Origin of the sequence: Dyella jiangningensis (assembly GCF_003264855.1) — a bacterium.
Taxonomy (GTDB): domain Bacteria; phylum Pseudomonadota; class Gammaproteobacteria; order Xanthomonadales; family Rhodanobacteraceae; genus Dyella; species Dyella jiangningensis_C.
Genome location: NZ_NFZS01000001.1, coordinates 1,731,096 through 1,746,272, shown reverse-complemented (window position 1 = coordinate 1,746,272; position 15,177 = coordinate 1,731,096). Strand labels below are relative to the sequence as shown.

Genomic DNA, 15,177 nt, shown 5'->3' with positions numbered 1-15,177 from the left:
GGGAGGCCGCGAACAGGTTCCCTTGCCAAGCCGCGTCCTATGCGGCCCTTCTCACGCCTTCCACGCGCTGGTCGAGCTGCTGCCAGTCCACCACCAGCTCGCAGCCGCGCGACGACGCATTGCGGCCCCATTCGCGCAGCAGTTCCAGACAGGCCTGGTCGACGTGATGAAGACGATCCACCACCAGTTGCAATCGCGTGTTCGGCGGCACGCGCTCCAGCGTGCGCGCCACTGACGGCACGCGCAGGAAGGTGGCCGAACCTTCGAGGCGCAGCGAGGCATTGCCGGGCTCGTCATGCTGGTGCAGGTTCACCTTGAGCCGCGACGAATGCAGCGCGAGACGGAACAGCGAGAGCGCGAAACCCACCAGCACGCCCGCCAGAAGATCCGTCGCCACGATGGCGAGCGTGGTCGCGACGTAGATCCACGCCGTGCCCTTGCCATATTGCGCCAGCACCTTCACCTGCTTGAAGTTCACCATCTTGATGCCGGTGTAGACGAGGATGCCCGCGAGGCACGCCACCGGCGTCATGCGCATCAGCCACGGCAACAACGCCGCGAACACCAGCAACCATGCGCCGTGCATGATGGTCGCCATGCGCGTGGCCGAACCCGCCTGCACATTGGCGGCGCTGCGCACGATCACGCCTGTCATGGGCAAGGCGCCCAGCAGACCGCATAGCATGTTGCCGACGCCTTGCGCCGTGAGTTCACGGTCATAGCGCGTACGCGCGCCGTCATGCATGCGATCGACGGCCGCCGCCGACAGCAGGGTCTCTGCGCTCGCGATGAAGGCGAACGTGAGTGCCGCGATCAACAACGACGGCTCGAGCAAGCCGGCCAGACCACTCCAGCTCGGGACAGCCACCGCCGCCATGAGATTGGACGGCACGTCCACCGTCTTCACCGACAGCTTCATCACCTGCACCGCGACGGTCAGTGTCACCACCGCCAGCAAGGCACCGGGCAGGAAGCGCAGCTTCGCCGGACGCAGCTTGTCCCAAGCAAGCATGATGGCGATGGTGCCGACGCCGACACCCAATGCGGCCACGCTGCCGTTCTCGCCTTGCAGCGCATCGACCAGCGCCCCCGGCCAGGCGGCGAAGTTCTCCAGTCCGCGCGCCTTGGGCACCGCATCCATCAACACATGCATCTGCGAAGCCACGATAAGCACGCCGATGCCCGACAACATGCCGGCCACGACCGCGGGCGAGCACATGCGAAACCACACGCCGGCGCGGCACACGCCTGCCGCGATCTGGATCAGGCCCGCCAGCAACACCACGGGACCCAGTGCAGCCACGCCGTGCTCACGCACCAGTTCGAACACCAGTACCGCCAGGCCCGCCGCAGGGCCACTGACCTGCAAGGGTGAGCCGGCGATGGCGCCGACCATCACGCCGCCCACGATGCCGGTGATCAAACCGGCGGCGGGCGGCATGCCCGAGGCGATGGCGATGCCCATGCACAGCGGCAACGCCACCAGGAACACCACGACCGAACCGAGCAGATCACGCCCGAACAGTCCTTGCGAAAAATAGCGCTGCATCACGACGGCATTCCTCAAGCAGCCGATGCCGTGGGCATCGAGAAGCGCGCATGCGGCGTGGCCTCGGGCACCCTGCCCTCGCCGGGCTCGATCGCGACGAAACAGCCTCGTTGCGCATCGAATGCTTTCAGCTCCGCATGCGCGATGTCGTACACCCAGCCATGGATGCTCAGCTGACCGCTCGCCAGCGCGGCCGCCACGGCCGGCAAGGTACGCAGGTGCTCGAGCTGTCCCACCACGTTTTCCTCGGTGAGGCAGCGCAGGCCTTCAGGCCCCTGCAGATCGGGACCGTTCTGTTCGACGACGTAGCGCGCCACGTCCGCATGCTTCATCCACGCCGCCACCGATGGCATGTCCTGCACCAGCTCGGGGTATTGCAGCGCCTTCATCGCGCCGCAATCGGAATGCCCGCAGATCACGATATGGCTGACCTTGAGCACCTTCACCGCGTACTCGATCGCCGCGACCACGCCGCTCACGTGCTGAGCATACGGCGGCACGATGTTGCCGATGTTGCGATAGACGAACAGCTCGCCGGGCTGCGTGGAAAACATCATCTCGGGCATCACGCGCGAATCGGCGCAGGTGATGAACATCATGCTGGGATTCTGACCGCCAGCCAGCTTGCGGAACACCTCGCGCTGGGCGGGGAAAACATCGTTGCGGAACTGTTCGAAACCTTCGATCAAACGCTTCATGCGAAAACTCCAGGCAAAAACCGGTGGCGATGCCCACGGCGCGGCATGCGCCGACGCGGCACCGAAAGACTTGGATGGTTGGAATGGCCGTGACGAGCCGCAGGCGCACGCGGCGCGCAGCAATCAACGACTCAGGAAAGAAGACGCCGATGTGTCATGCACGAAGAAGATCCGTGCAGGTCCGTCACAGGAACGGCAGCGTCGGTCAGGCCACTTCAGGCGGGCGCAGCAGCCGGGATGGAGCGTGCGGCCCCACGTCGTGGGCACCGGCCAGCGGAGGACCGACCGGCATGGGAGCCCAAAGATGCGCGGTATCGAACGGATGGAGAATATCGTCCATCCCACCGCTGGTGTTGTCGTCGAGCGAGCACGGCCCGGACGAATCGGCATCGTCGTGCACGTCATCGGCCATCGCGACGACGAGCGCACTCTTCTCGCCCGCCTGCATCGGCGTCGACGCGGGCAGCGGACGCACGGGCACGCCGATCAGCAGCAAAACGCTGAACACGTAGGCCAGCCATGCGGCAAAAGGGGACGAGAGGCGACGCGAGGTCATGCGTCCAAACTATCGGAAAGCAGTCATGCATCGCAAGTGTTTGCGATGACGTGATGACAAATCTCGTGCGCGAACTCAGGAAACGTTTAGCCATCCATCGCATGCGCGGAAGAAAAAGAAACGGCGGGCAAGGCCCGCCGTTTCTCCATCCTTGGGTCGAACTCCCTTGCGATAGTCGTAGCGCTTAGAACGGGTAGTAGCGGAAGGAGGTGAAGAACATGTCTTCCTTGGCCTTCGGCGAAGCGGCACCGTTGGTCAGCACGCCGTTGACGAAACCCTGGCCGGCGAACGCTTCCTTCTCGGTATGCGAGTACTGCGCACCGAACTGCATCTTGCCGAACTTGCCCTGGTAGAACTTCCACCAGAAGCCGGCGGTGCCCTGCCAGATGTCCTTGGCATTGCCCACGCAGGTGGCAGCAGCGGCACCGGTGGTGTCGCAACCGCTGTTGTTGTAGGCCGGGTTGCCGTAACCGAGCTGCACGAGGGCGCCCTTGTTCGAAGCAATGAAGTCCTTCTTGCTGGTCGACTCGCGGCCGCCGAACAGGTAGACGTCGATGTCCGGGTTGGCGTGCCAGGTCAGACCGGTGAGGATCATGTTCTCCTTGATCGGAGCCAGGTTGCCGCTGGGCGAGAAGGTCACGTCGGGCAGCTGGGTGCTGCCGTAGCGGCCGATGCCCTTGCCAGACATGCCCGAGATCTGCCAATCCAGGGTCTTGTCGATGAGCGGCAGGATCGCGCCGATGCCCCAGCCACCGCCGTAGGTGTCATGATTCTTGTACGAACCGTTGACGGCGTAGCGGTTGTAGAAGGCGCGGCCCAGGCCGAACACTTCGTAATGGCCGTAACCCGGATCGGCGGCAAACTTCACGATCACGTCGGGGATATGGTTCAGCGACAGCGTGTTGGCCGAGTCGAAGCCCGAGCCCGCACCGATGTTGTAAGCCGTCTGCTGCACCGGCGAGTTGGCCTGGTTCGGGCTGGAGTAGAACGTGGTCTGCGGGTTCTCGATCGAGACGCCCAGCCAGTACTTCTTGTCCCAATCCTTGACCAGGCGGATCTGCGCCTGACGCGCCCAGGTGAAGCCCGGGAGGTACTGTGCGTCGATCTGCGGCGGGGTCAGCTCGGTGCGCGGGGTGATGCCCTTGGCGTTGAGCGTCAGCAGCGACCAGTTCTGACCGGCCAGCAGGTGCAGGCCTTCGTTGTCCCAGTCGGCCGTCATGTAGACGTTGCGCATGCGCGGATTGAACGAGTTGGACTCGTTCGAGTTCGCGGTCTGGGCGCCGCCCAGGAAATCCATTTCGATGTAGCCGGCCAGATGCGTGTTCGGGTTCACGTCACCCTGCGCGAGGGCCGACAGGCGGCTCTGGCGAGCGCTCATGCGGAACTCGGACATGTGCTGGGTCTGCACGTTCTTGTACGGAATCGCACTGTAGTTGGAAGCGATGTCCGCGCCTTCCTGGGCCGAACGGTAGATCGTTTCAGCCGCCAGGAAGCCACCGAGCGTGATGTTCACGCCCTTGTAGGCGATCTTGTCGGCCGACTTCTTCATCTGCGTGTCGGTCGCGGCAACCTGCTTCTGCACCTGCTCCACGGCCTGGCCGGTGGACACGTTGATGTCAGACTGGGCGTCCGTACGCTGCTCCAGCTCGACCACCTTCGCCTGCAGGGCCTGCAACTGGGCCTTCAGCGCTTCGATTTCAGCGGACTGCGAGGACTGCGTGGTCTTCGAGGTCGACTTCGCCTGGGCCGGATCGGCCATGACGTGGAAGCTGGTAACGCCCAAACCGGCAGCAACAGCTACCGCGAGCAACTTGGAACGCATGGATATTCTCCGCATGTAGGTAGGAACCACCTGGACCGCCCCCTTTTCGATCTCCGGCCGTCCAAGCACGATCGGAGCGCAGGATGCGGCTGCGTCTTTACCGTTACATGCACGTTATGTGACAGAACCAAGACACCGGTCCGGCCGAGACCGCCAACGGCGGCCTAACGAGCGCCGTACGGGCGGCCCGCAGCGACGTCCACCCGGCCGTGGCTGCTATGCTTTGGCGATGGAAAACCTCTGCAACAGCATGGCCGGCCGCATGGCCGAGCGGTTCCGCGGCTTTCTGCCGGTAATCGTGGATGTGGAAACCGGCGGGTTCGACGCCGAGCGCGACGCGCTGCTGGAGATCGCCGCCGTGGTGCTGCGCATGACACCAGAGGGCTACCTGCAACCCACGCCGGCGGTATCCGCGCACGTCCAGCCTTTCCCGGGCGCCAATATCGATCCGCGCTCGCTGGAAATCACCGGCATCGATCCGGACAACCCGCTGCGCGGCGCGCTCGACGAGCGGCTGGCGCTCGATCACGTGTTCAAGCCCATCCGCGACGCCATGCGCGACATGGACTGCCAGCGCGCCATCCTGGTGGGACACAACGCGGCCTTCGACCTGGGCTTTCTCAATGCTGCCGTGCGCCGCGTCGGCCACAAGCGCAATCCGTTCCATCCTTTCAGCTGCTTCGACACGGTCACCCTGAGCGGCCTGGCGTTCGGCCAGACGGTGCTCAGCAAGGCCGTGCAGGCCGCCGGTATTCCTTTTGATACGCGCGAGGCGCATTCGGCCATTTATGACGCCGAGCGCACGGCCGAGCTGTTCTGCACCATCATCAACCGCTGGCGCCGGCTCGAGGTGTTCGAGCGGGAGCAGATCGGCGTTGAGTCCCTGTAAAGATCGGGACGGCGGACCCGCCCGTTGCGGACGGCCGGTTTAATCCCTTTTTTATCAGCGCCATATGACAAGACCTGCGCATTGTCATATCGCTGAAACATTGAACTCATTTCATTGCAACACGGCACGCATGAAATAGCGGCGGGCGGGAATCCCCCGGAACCCTTATCGCTCAAAGGAGCCACCGTGTTGACCTCAACCAAATACCTCACCACCGCCGTGTTCGCCGCGGCCTCGATGTTCGGCATGGCGGCGCAGGCCACCGACATCACGGGCGCTGGCTCGAGCTTCGTCTACCCGGTGCTCTCGAAGTGGTCCGCCGGCTATGCCGAAAAGACCGGCAACAAGCTCAACTACCAGTCCGTCGGCTCGGGCGCCGGCGTAGCGCAGATCAAGGAAGGCACCATCGACTTCGGCGCGACCGACGCGCCGGTCAAGGCTGAAGACCTCGCGCAGTTCGGCCTGGGCCAGTTCCCGGTCGTGGTCGGCGGCATCGTGCCGGTGGTCAACATCAACGGCATCGAAGCCGGCCAGATCAAGCTGGACGGCGCCACGCTCGCCGACATCTTCCTAGGCAAGATCACCCAGTGGAACGACCCCAAGATCGCCGCGCTGAACGCCGGTCTGGCCCTGCCGGCCGGCAAGATCACCGTCGTGCACCGTTCGGACGGTTCGGGCACTTCGTTCAACTTCACCAACTACCTCTCGAAGGTGAGCCCGGAATGGGCGAGCAAGGTGAAGTTCGGCACCGCGGTTGACTGGCCGACCGGCGTGGGCGGCAAGGGCAACGAAGGCGTGTCGCAGTACGTCAAGCAGATCAAGGGTTCGATCGGCTACGTCGAATACGCCTATGCCGTGAAGAACAAGATCAGCTGGGTGAACCTGAAGAACGCCGCCGGCCAGGTCATCGCGCCGAGCGCCGACGCCTTCGCCGCCGCCGCGGCCACCGCCGACTGGACCAGCGCCAAGGACTTCAACCTGATCATGACCAACGCCCCGGGTGCACAGGCGTGGCCGATCACCGCGACCACCTGGGTGGTGATGTACAAGAAGCCGAAGAACGCCGAGCACACCAAGGTGGCCTTCGAGTTCTTCAAGTGGGCGCTCGAGAACGGCCAGAAGGACGCCGCTTCGCTCGACTACGTCGCGCTGCCGGACAGCCTGGTCAAGAAGATCGAGGCTTACTGGAGCACCGAGTACAAGCACTGAGGCGTCACGTCTCGCCGGTCATGCTACGGCAACGGGCGAGACCTACCCTCAGGCTTGAAGCAAGGCACGGCCGCCCGACTCACCTCGGGCGGCCTGTTGTTGAAAGGCGCCCCGTAACGGCGCATCGTCAATGATCGGCTGGGCCTGCATCGCCCGGCCGACAGCCACGAGAGGGATCGCAATCACATGCAAGCGAATGTAGGCGCCGTCGCCTCGACCATGGTCCAGGAGGAACGCGCGCATCGCGATGCGCGACATGACCGCCTGTTCTCCTGGCTGCTCAAGGGTTGCGCCCTGCTCGTGCTGGCGAGCCTGCTCGGCGCCGCCGGCGCCACGCTGTGGGGCGGCCGTCATGCGTTCGGCACCTTCGGCTGGCATTTCCTGTTCAGTTCGGCGTGGGATCCGGGTTCGGATACCTACGGCGCGCTCGTTCCCGTCTACGGCACCATCGCCACTTCGGTGATCGCCCTGATCATCGCCGTGCCGATCAGCTTCGGCGTGGCGCTCTATCTCTCCGAAGTGGCGCCGACCTGGCTGCGCACGCCGGTGGCCTCGGCCATCGAACTGCTCGCCGGCATTCCTTCGATCATCTACGGCATGTGGGGCCTCTTCATCTTCGCGCCCTTCTTCGCCGACCACATCAAGCCCTGGCTCACCAACTACCTGGGCAACAAGCCCGACGATGGCAAGCTGTCGTGGGTGGCCGCGCACGTGCCCTTCATCGGCAAGCTGTTCGGCAGCGATTATCCGTTCGGCGCCAGCGTGCTCACCGCGGGCATCGTGCTGGCGGTGATGATCATCCCGTTCATTTCCTCGGTGATGCGCGAAGTGTTCCAGACCGTGCCCACGCGCCTGAAGGAGTCGGCGTATGCGCTGGGTTCCAGCACCTGGGAAGTCTCCTGGGACATCGTGCTGCCCTACACGCGTTCGGCGGTGATCGGCGGCATCTTCCTCGGCCTCGGCCGCGCGCTGGGCGAGACGATGGCGGTGACCTTCGTACTCGGCAACGCCATGCAGTTCTCCGCGTCCATCCTTGATCCGGGCGCGTCGATCGCCTCGACCATCGCCAACCAGTTCAGCGAAGCCGCGGGCCTGCAGAAGTCCACGCTGATGGCGCTGGCCTTCCTGCTGTTCGTGGTGACCTTCATCGTGCTGCTGATCGCGCGCTGGATGCTGCGCCAGCTCGCCCACAAGGAGGGTCGCTGATGGCCGGCAACTCCAGCCTTTACCTGCGCCGCCGTTTCACCAACGCGTTGGCGCTGACGCTGAGCACGGCGGCTACCGTGCTTGGCCTGATCTTCCTGGCGTGGATCCTGTGGGAAACGCTGCGCCAGGGCATCGGCGCGCTGACGCCGAAGCTGTTCACCAAGATCACCGCCTATGGAGAGGACGGCGGCCTGGCCAACGCCATGGTCGGCAGCCTGATCGTCAACTTCATCGGCATCGCCATCGCCACGCCGATCGGCGTGCTGGCCGGCGCGTGGCTGGCCGAGTACGCCAACCGCACGCGCCTGGGCGAATCGATCCGCTTCCTCAACGACATCCTGCTGTCGGCGCCGTCGATCGTGCTGGGCCTGTTCGTCTACACCATCATCGTGCTGCCGACCACGGCGCTCACTTCCGGCAACACCACCTTCTCCGGCCTGGCCGGCGGCGTGGCGCTGGCGCTGATCGCCCTGCCGGTGATCGTGCGCACCACCGATGAAATGCTGCGTCTGGTGCCTTCCACGCTGCGCGAAGCCTCGTTGTCGCTGGGCATTCCGCAATGGAAGCTCACCACGCAGATCCTGATGCGCTCGGCGCGCTCGGGCATCATCACCGGCGTGCTGCTCGCACTCGCGCGCATCAGCGGCGAAACCGCACCGCTGCTGTTCACTGCGTTCGGCAACAACTACATGACCTTCAACCCGATGGACAAGATGTCCAGCCTGCCCCAGGTGATCTATCAGTACGCCAACGACCCGGGCGAAGCGATGCACGCCATTGCCTGGGCCGGCGCGTTCGTGCTCACCATGTTCGTGCTGCTGCTGAGCCTTGCTTCCCGTCTGGTCCTTTCACGCTCCAAGGTGTCCCATGACTGAGTCCGCCGCCGCCGGCATCCACCCGCAGTCCGCGGCCACGCCTGCCCCCATCGCGCCCACCAAGATCAAGGTGCGCGACCTGCACTTCTACTACAACGGCTTCCATGCGCTGAAAGGCATCAGCATGGACATCCCGGAGAAGAAGGTGACGGCCATCATCGGCCCGTCCGGCTGCGGCAAGTCCACCCTGCTGCGCATCTTCAACCGCATCTATGCGATCTACCCCAAGCTGGAAGCCAAGGGCGAGATCGTGCTGGACGGCGAGAACATCCTCGACACCAGCTATTCCATGAATCGCCTGCGCAGCAAGGTCGGCATGGTGTTCCAGAAGCCGACGCCGTTCCCGATGACCATCTTCGAGAACGTGGCCTACGGCATCCGCCATCACGAAAAGCTCTCGCGCGCCGACATGGATATCCGCGTCGAGCAGGCGCTGCGCAGTGCCGCGCTGTGGGACGAGGTGAAGGACAAGCTCAAGCAGAGCGCGCTCGGCCTCTCCGGCGGCCAGCAGCAGCGCCTGTGTATCGCCCGCGGCATCGCACTGAAACCCGAAGTGCTGCTGCTGGACGAGCCGACCTCGGCGCTGGACCCGATCGCCACCGGCCGCATCGAGCAACTGGTGGAAGAGCTCAAGAACGAGTACACCATCGTCATCGTCACCCACAACATGCAGCAGGCGGCCCGCTGTTCGGACCTCACCGCCTTCATGTACCTGGGCGAGCTGATCGAATTCGACCGCACCGAACAGATCTTCACCAAGCCGGGCAAGAAGCAGACGGAAGACTACATTACCGGCCGCTTCGGCTAACCAGAACGCCACTCCCTCTCCCGTCCGGGGAGAGGGTTGGGGTGAGGGGCCACGCCGCCTCACCCTCCACTGATAGGGAATACCCCATGAGCGGCAGCAGCAAAGAACACATCATCAAGAGCTACGACGACGAGCTGACCCGCCTCACCGGCGAAATCGTTCGCATGGGCGAGCTTGCGGTGAGCCAGCTGGAAGCGGCCATCGACGTGATCGACCGCCGCGACGAGCGCGCCGCCCAGCACGTGGTCAACAACGACGACGCCATCGACCTGCTGGAGCAGGAAATCAGCCACGACGTGGTCCGCCTGCTGGCGCTGCGCGCGCCGATCGCCGGCGACCTGCGCAACGTGTTCGCGGCCCTGCGCATCGCGGCCGATATCGAGCGTATCGGCGACTACGCCGCCAACGTGGCCAAGCGTTCCATTCCGCTGTCGATGGTGGCGCCGGTGAGCCCGACCAGCGGCCTGGGCTATCTCGCCGAACTAGCCGCGCAGGAAGTGCGCGACGTGCTGGTCGCCTACCGCGACCGCGACGCCGAGCACGCCTACCAGGTATGGAAGGACGACGCCGAGCTGGACGAAGCCTATACCGGCTACTTCCGCCAGCTGCTCACCTACATGATGGAAGACCCGCGCAACATCACGCCGTGCACACATTTGCTGTTCATGGCCAAGAACATCGAGCGCATCGGCGACCACGCGACCAACATCGCCGAGAGCATCTGGTACCAGGTGAATGGCGAACCGCTCACCGCACAGCGTGCCAAGCGCGACTTCACTTCGAACCCCGAGCTGACCAAGCTGGGCAACAAGGATTGAACCTTTAGCCCCTCTCCCTGCGGGAGAGGGGTTGGGGTGAGGGTGCGGGGCCTGCGTAGCCCTTCACCTTTCGCTCCGCTCGTACCCTCATCCGCCTGCGACCGAAGAGAGTCCCCGTGGGACCGGCACCTTCTCCCGTCGGGAGAAGGGCTCCTTCGTTCAAGACTAGGGCAATGCTGAGCCCCTCTCCCGTCGGGAGAGGGGTCGGGGAGAGGGTGCGGGGCTTGCGCAGCCTTTCATCTCTCGCTCCGCCCGTACCCTCATCCGCCTGCGACCGAAGAGAGTCCCCGTGGGACCGGCACCTTCTCCCGTCGGGAGAAGGGCTCCTTCGTTCAAGACTAGGGCAATGCTGAGCCCCTCTCCCGTCGGGAGAGGGGTCGGGGAGAGGGTGCGGGGCTTGCGCAGCCTTTCATCTCTCGCTCCGCCCGTACCCTCATCCGCCTGCGACCGAAGAGAGTCCCCGTGGGACCGGCACCTTCTCTCCCACGCGACTCCCTTCGGGTCGCCGAAGGGAGAAAGACCTCTCCACATGGATAACGCGATAGCCCCTCCCTCCACGGGAGAAGGGTTGGCAGAAGCTACGGACTTGCCGCAGTCGTCACTGCACGCCACTCGTTAGCTTCAACCCCACCATCCCCACCACCACCAGCCCAACGCACACCAACCGCAACGGCGACGCCGAATCGCCAAACAGCACGATGCCGAGCAACACCGCGCCCACCGCGCCGATGCCGGTCCAGATCGCATAAGCCGTACCGATCGGCAGCGTCTTCACCGCCATCGCCAGCAGGATGATGCTGGCCGTCATTGCGGATACCGTGACCACGCTGGGCCATAACCGGCTGAAACCTTCGGTGTACTTGAGCCCCACGGCCCAGACCACTTCCAGCAGTCCGGCAAGGGCAAGATAGATCCAGGGCATGAGACCGCTCCTCTGGAAAGAGCAGGGTCGTCCCCGCGATAAAGCATGCATGCGGGGTCGTCCCCGCAGACTGGCCCCATGGCAGGGCCAGTCACGTCATTCTACATGAGCCGCCTGAATGCCTTTTCAGGACGTGATCTTGCTGCCCAGCTCACGCGCCTCGCGACGTGCGCGCGCCGAATGCACGATGCCGTAGACGCCGATGACGATCCACGCGACCTGCATGAGAAATGCGGGCCAGTTCATCGCCACGCCGAATACCAGCGACAGGATCACGCCCAGCGCGCCCAGGACGTTCATCAGCTGATAGACCAGCCCGTTGCCGTGCAGCTTGTGGGCCTGCAGCAACAGGAACGCCAGCAGCACCAGCACCACGCCGATATATCCCGCCCAGTCGTGCCACAGGAAGGTCATCGCTTATCACTCCTTTGACGCAAGGCCTCGAACAGGACGACGCCCGCCGCGACGGAGACATTGAGGCTCTCCATCACGCCCGGCATCGGGATTTTCGCCACGAAATCGCAGGTTTCGCGCGTAAGCCGGCGCATGCCCTCGCCTTCGCTGCCCAGCACCAGCGCTACCGGCCCCTTCATGTCGATGCTGTAGATCGACGTATCCGTGTCGCCGGCAAGCCCGGTGATCCACACGCCCGCGTCCTTCAGCGTGCGCAACGCACGCGCCAGATTGGTGGCCGCGATCAACGGCACGCGATCGGCGCCACCGGCCGACGCGCGGCGCACCACGGGCGTGAGGCCCACGGCGCGGTCCTTCGGCACGATCACCATGGTGGCCTTCGCCGCTGCCGCACTGCGCAGGCAGGCGCCGAGGTTGTGCGGATCGGTGACGCCATCCAGCACCAGCACCAGTGCTTCGGTGCCGGCGGCTTCGAGCAGGCCGGCGATATCGTTCTCGCCGCCCATCGGCGGTGCTTCGTAACGCGCCACGATGCCCTGGTGGCGTGCTTCGCCCGCCAGCTTGTCCAACTGCTCGCGCGGGCGATGATGCACCGGGATGTTCAGCGTCTTGGCGCGCGCGGCCAACTCCTGCACACGTGCGTTGCGCTGCCCCTGCTCCACCAGCAGCTCGCGCACGCGCGAGGCGTCGTTGCTCAGCGCGCCTTCGACCGGGTTGATCCCGACGATCCAACTCTCACTCATTATTTGCCTTTCTTTTTGCCGGCCTTGCGGGCCTTCGAGGTTGCCTTGGACGCCGCGGCCTTCGCGGCCTGGAGCTTGCCCTTCGCCGCGGACTTCACCTTGGCGAACATGCCCTTGCCTTCGGTCGGCTTGCCGGTCGCCTTGGACGCGGGCTTGCGCTCCAGCGGCGGCAACGGTGGCAGCGTCGATGCGGGGACGGCATTATCGCGCGTCGCGGCCCGCTCCGTCGCCTTGCGTCCACGCTGCGGCAACGAATACCGCTCGCCTGCACCGGCGTAGTCGTAACGGCGTTCGCCGCGCGGCGCTTCAGCGGCCTTCTCCTTGCGCGGCGAGACCAGCCGGAAGTCGATCTTGCGATCCTCCAGCGAGGCGCGCAGAACTTGTATGCGCACGTGATCGCCGAGGCGGAACTGCGCGCCCGAACGTTCGCCCTTGAGCAAATGGCGCACCGGGTCGAAGTGGTAGTAGTCGTTGGAAAGCTGGCTGATGTGCACCAGGCCCGACACCTTCGAGTCGTCCAGCTCGACGAACAGGCCGAACGAGGTGACGCCGGTTACCGTGCCGTCGAACTCGCTGCCCACATGCTTGGACATCCATGCGCACTTGAAGCGCTCGTCCACATCGCGCTCGGCCTCTTCGGCCCGGCGTTCGCGTTGCGAGCAATGCACCGCCATCGCCGCCATCTCGGTGGGCGTATAGCTGTAGCCCGAAGGCTTGCCGCCGGCGATGGCGTAACGGATCGCGCGATGAACCAGCAGGTCCGGATAGCGGCGAATCGGCGAGGTGAAGTGCGCGTACGCCTCCAGGGCGAGGCCAAAGTGGCCACGATTGTCCGGCTGGTAGGCCGCCATGCTCTGCGCGCGCAGCAGCACCGACTGGATCAACTCGCGCTCGGGGCGATCATGCACCAGGCGCAGCACGTCGGCGAAATCGCCAGGCGTCACTTCCTCCACCGGCGGCATGCGCAGCTTGAACTCGCGCAGGAACTGCTGGAGATCTTCGTACTTCTCCGCCGGCGGCGGCTCGTGCGCGCGGAACAAGGCGGGGATCTTCTTCTTCTCAAGGAACAATGCCGCCTGCACGTTCGCGGCGATCATGCATTCCTCGATCAGCTTGTGCGCGTCGTTGCGCTCGGCGGCGCCCATGGCCTCCACCTCACCTCGCTGGTCGAGGCGGAATTTCACCTCGGGCGTCTCGAAATCGATCGCGCCGCGGCGCTTGCGCTGCGCCGCCATCAATTTGTACAGCCCATGCAGATGCTCCAGCTGGGGCATCACATCGGCCAGCTCGTGGCGCGCATCGGCATCGTTGAGGCCGATGGCCTGCCACACGCGGTCGTAGGTGCAGCGCGCATGCGAGCGCATCACGGCGTTGTAGAACTTCGACTTGGTCACCTCGCCTTCCGCATCGACCACCATGTCGCACACCATGCACAGGCGCTCCACCTTCGGATTGAGCGAGCAGATGCCGTTGGAGAGCGTCTCCGGCAGCATCGGCACCACGAAGCCCGGGAAGTAGGTCGACGTGCTGCGCTCGTAGGCTTCCTTGTCGAGCGCAGATCCCACCTTGACGTAGTGCGACACGTCGGCGATCGCGACGACCAGGCGATAACCACCACCGCGCCGCGGTTCGGCATACACCGCATCGTCGAAGTCCCGCGCATCGGCGCCGTCGATGGTTACCAGCGGCAGCGAGCGGAGGTCGATCCGGCCTTCGCGTTCGGCGGCCGTCACCTGCGGCTCGACCTGCGACGCGTCGCGCGTCACCGCGTCCGGCCATTCGTGGGGCAAGTCGTGGCTGGCAATCGCCATCTCCACCAGCAGCGACGGCTGCAGGCGTTCGCCGAGCACCGCGCGGATGGCACCGAGCGGTCCGCGATGAGCGGACGGCGGCTGGGTGATTTCGGCGACGACGATCTGGCCGGAACGTGCGCCCATGTCCTGACCCGGCAGGATCATCACGTCCTGGTGCAGGCGCCTGTCGTCGGGCGCGACCAGCATCACGCCGTTTTCCAGCACGACGCGTCCCACGAGGCGCGGCGAGCGCCGCTGCAGTACTTCAACGATGGCGCCCTGCTTGCGACCGCGCCGATCGATGCCGACCACGCTGGCGAGCACGCGATCGCCGTGCAGGACCACCCGCATCTGCTGTGGCGAGAGGTAAAGATCGTCGCCGCCATCATCCGGGCGCAGGAAGCCATAACCCTCGGCGTTCGCCAGCACCACGCCAGGAATCAGGTCCAGCTTGTTCGCCGGCGCGTAGCCGCCGCGTCGGCCCAGCAGCAGCTGGCCATCGCGCACCATCGCGCCCAGGCGCTTGCGCAGGGCGCTGAGTTCGTACTCGTCGAAGAGGGAAAGCGCCTCGGCAATGCGCGCCTCGGTCAGCAACTCGCCGCGCGATTCCAGCAGCGAGAGGATCGCTTCGCGGCTGGGAATGGGCCGCTCATAACGCTGTGCCTCGCGTTCGGCATGCGGATCGTCCATCACGCCCACTCGTCCCTTCGATGGGTCGAGGGCCGTGCGCCGTGCGCCCTTCTTGGGCGATACCGGGCTGCTTTGGGCGTCCTGCTTGCGATTGCGTGGTTCTTTTTTTCGGGTCACATCCATGCCTTTTCTTAGGGCCGGGCCGCGAACGCCGCGGTCCGATCAAAAATCAGTGAAAGAATAGT

General features: G+C 64.9%; 14 protein-coding genes. 6 read left to right on the top strand and 8 right to left on the bottom strand.

Features of this window, described 5'->3' with window-relative positions:
• Positions 1-37 precede the first annotated feature (37 nt).
• From CA260_RS07815 to CA260_RS21325, 4 genes are all read right to left on the bottom strand, one after another.
• Entirely contained in the window at positions 38-1,549 is a 1,512-nt protein-coding gene (locus tag CA260_RS07815; RefSeq protein ID WP_111982147.1) for a SulP family inorganic anion transporter, read from the bottom strand.
• A 14-nt stretch (positions 1,550-1,563) separates the two neighbouring features.
• On the bottom strand, positions 1,564-2,247 hold the full coding sequence (locus CA260_RS07810; protein WP_111982145.1) for a carbonic anhydrase: 684 nt from the start codon (positions 2,245-2,247) through the stop codon (positions 1,564-1,566).
• Positions 2,248-2,452: 205 nt separating this feature from the next.
• Complete coding sequence (locus tag CA260_RS07805) at positions 2,453-2,803, bottom strand: hypothetical protein (protein WP_111982143.1); 351 nt, start codon at positions 2,801-2,803, stop codon at positions 2,453-2,455.
• Positions 2,804-2,987: 184 nt separating this feature from the next.
• On the bottom strand, positions 2,988-4,625 hold the full coding sequence (locus CA260_RS21325; protein ID WP_111982141.1) for a hypothetical protein: 1,638 nt from the start codon (positions 4,623-4,625) through the stop codon (positions 2,988-2,990).
• Between the two features lie 229 nt (positions 4,626-4,854).
• Here CA260_RS21325 and rnt point away from each other — a divergent pair, with 229 nt between their 5' ends.
• The 6 genes from rnt (at position 4,855) to phoU (ending at position 10,430) form a co-directional block, all read left to right on the top strand.
• A complete protein-coding gene (gene rnt / locus CA260_RS07795) occupies positions 4,855-5,514 on the top strand; it encodes a ribonuclease T (protein ID WP_111982140.1) in 660 nt (219 codons plus the stop codon).
• Positions 5,515-5,700: 186 nt separating this feature from the next.
• Entirely contained in the window at positions 5,701-6,723 is a 1,023-nt protein-coding gene (gene pstS, locus CA260_RS07790) for a phosphate ABC transporter substrate-binding protein PstS (RefSeq protein WP_425479704.1), read from the top strand.
• Positions 6,724-6,909: 186 nt separating this feature from the next.
• Positions 6,910-7,929 carry a phosphate ABC transporter permease subunit PstC gene (gene pstC, locus CA260_RS07785; protein WP_111982139.1) on the top strand — a complete coding sequence of 340 codons (1,020 nt, stop codon included), beginning with the start codon at positions 6,910-6,912 and terminating at the stop codon, positions 7,927-7,929.
• Positions 7,929-8,804, top strand: coding sequence for a phosphate ABC transporter permease PstA (pstA, locus tag CA260_RS07780; RefSeq protein WP_111982138.1), 876 nt, complete (start codon positions 7,929-7,931; stop codon positions 8,802-8,804). The genes pstC and pstA overlap by 1 nt, the downstream gene beginning before the upstream one ends.
• The gene (gene pstB / locus CA260_RS07775; RefSeq protein WP_111982137.1) at positions 8,797-9,612 is read left to right on the top strand and encodes a phosphate ABC transporter ATP-binding protein PstB; all 816 of its coding nucleotides are present in this window, start codon (positions 8,797-8,799) and stop codon (positions 9,610-9,612) included. Before pstA ends, pstB begins: the two co-directional genes overlap by 8 nt.
• Positions 9,613-9,698: 86 nt before the next feature.
• Entirely contained in the window at positions 9,699-10,430 is a 732-nt protein-coding gene (gene phoU, locus CA260_RS07770) for a phosphate signaling complex protein PhoU (RefSeq protein ID WP_111982135.1), read from the top strand.
• Positions 10,431-11,028: 598 nt separating this feature from the next.
• On the opposite strand, the gene sugE is transcribed toward phoU, so the two are convergent.
• The 4 genes from sugE to rnr all read right to left on the bottom strand — a co-directional run bounded on the left by sugE (position 11,029) and on the right by rnr (position 15,109).
• Positions 11,029-11,352, bottom strand: coding sequence for a quaternary ammonium compound efflux SMR transporter SugE (gene sugE, locus CA260_RS07765; RefSeq protein ID WP_111982133.1), 324 nt, complete (start codon positions 11,350-11,352; stop codon positions 11,029-11,031).
• Between the two features lie 126 nt (positions 11,353-11,478).
• Entirely contained in the window at positions 11,479-11,766 is a 288-nt protein-coding gene (locus CA260_RS07760) for a CBU_0592 family membrane protein (protein ID WP_111982131.1), read from the bottom strand.
• A complete protein-coding gene (gene rlmB / locus CA260_RS07755) occupies positions 11,763-12,509 on the bottom strand; it encodes a 23S rRNA (guanosine(2251)-2'-O)-methyltransferase RlmB (RefSeq protein ID WP_111982129.1) in 747 nt (248 codons plus the stop codon). The genes CA260_RS07760 and rlmB overlap by 4 nt, the downstream gene beginning before the upstream one ends.
• Entirely contained in the window at positions 12,509-15,109 is a 2,601-nt protein-coding gene (rnr, locus tag CA260_RS07750) for a ribonuclease R (RefSeq protein WP_425479727.1), read from the bottom strand. The genes rlmB and rnr overlap by 1 nt, the downstream gene beginning before the upstream one ends.
• Between the last annotated feature and the right edge of the window lie 68 nt (positions 15,110-15,177).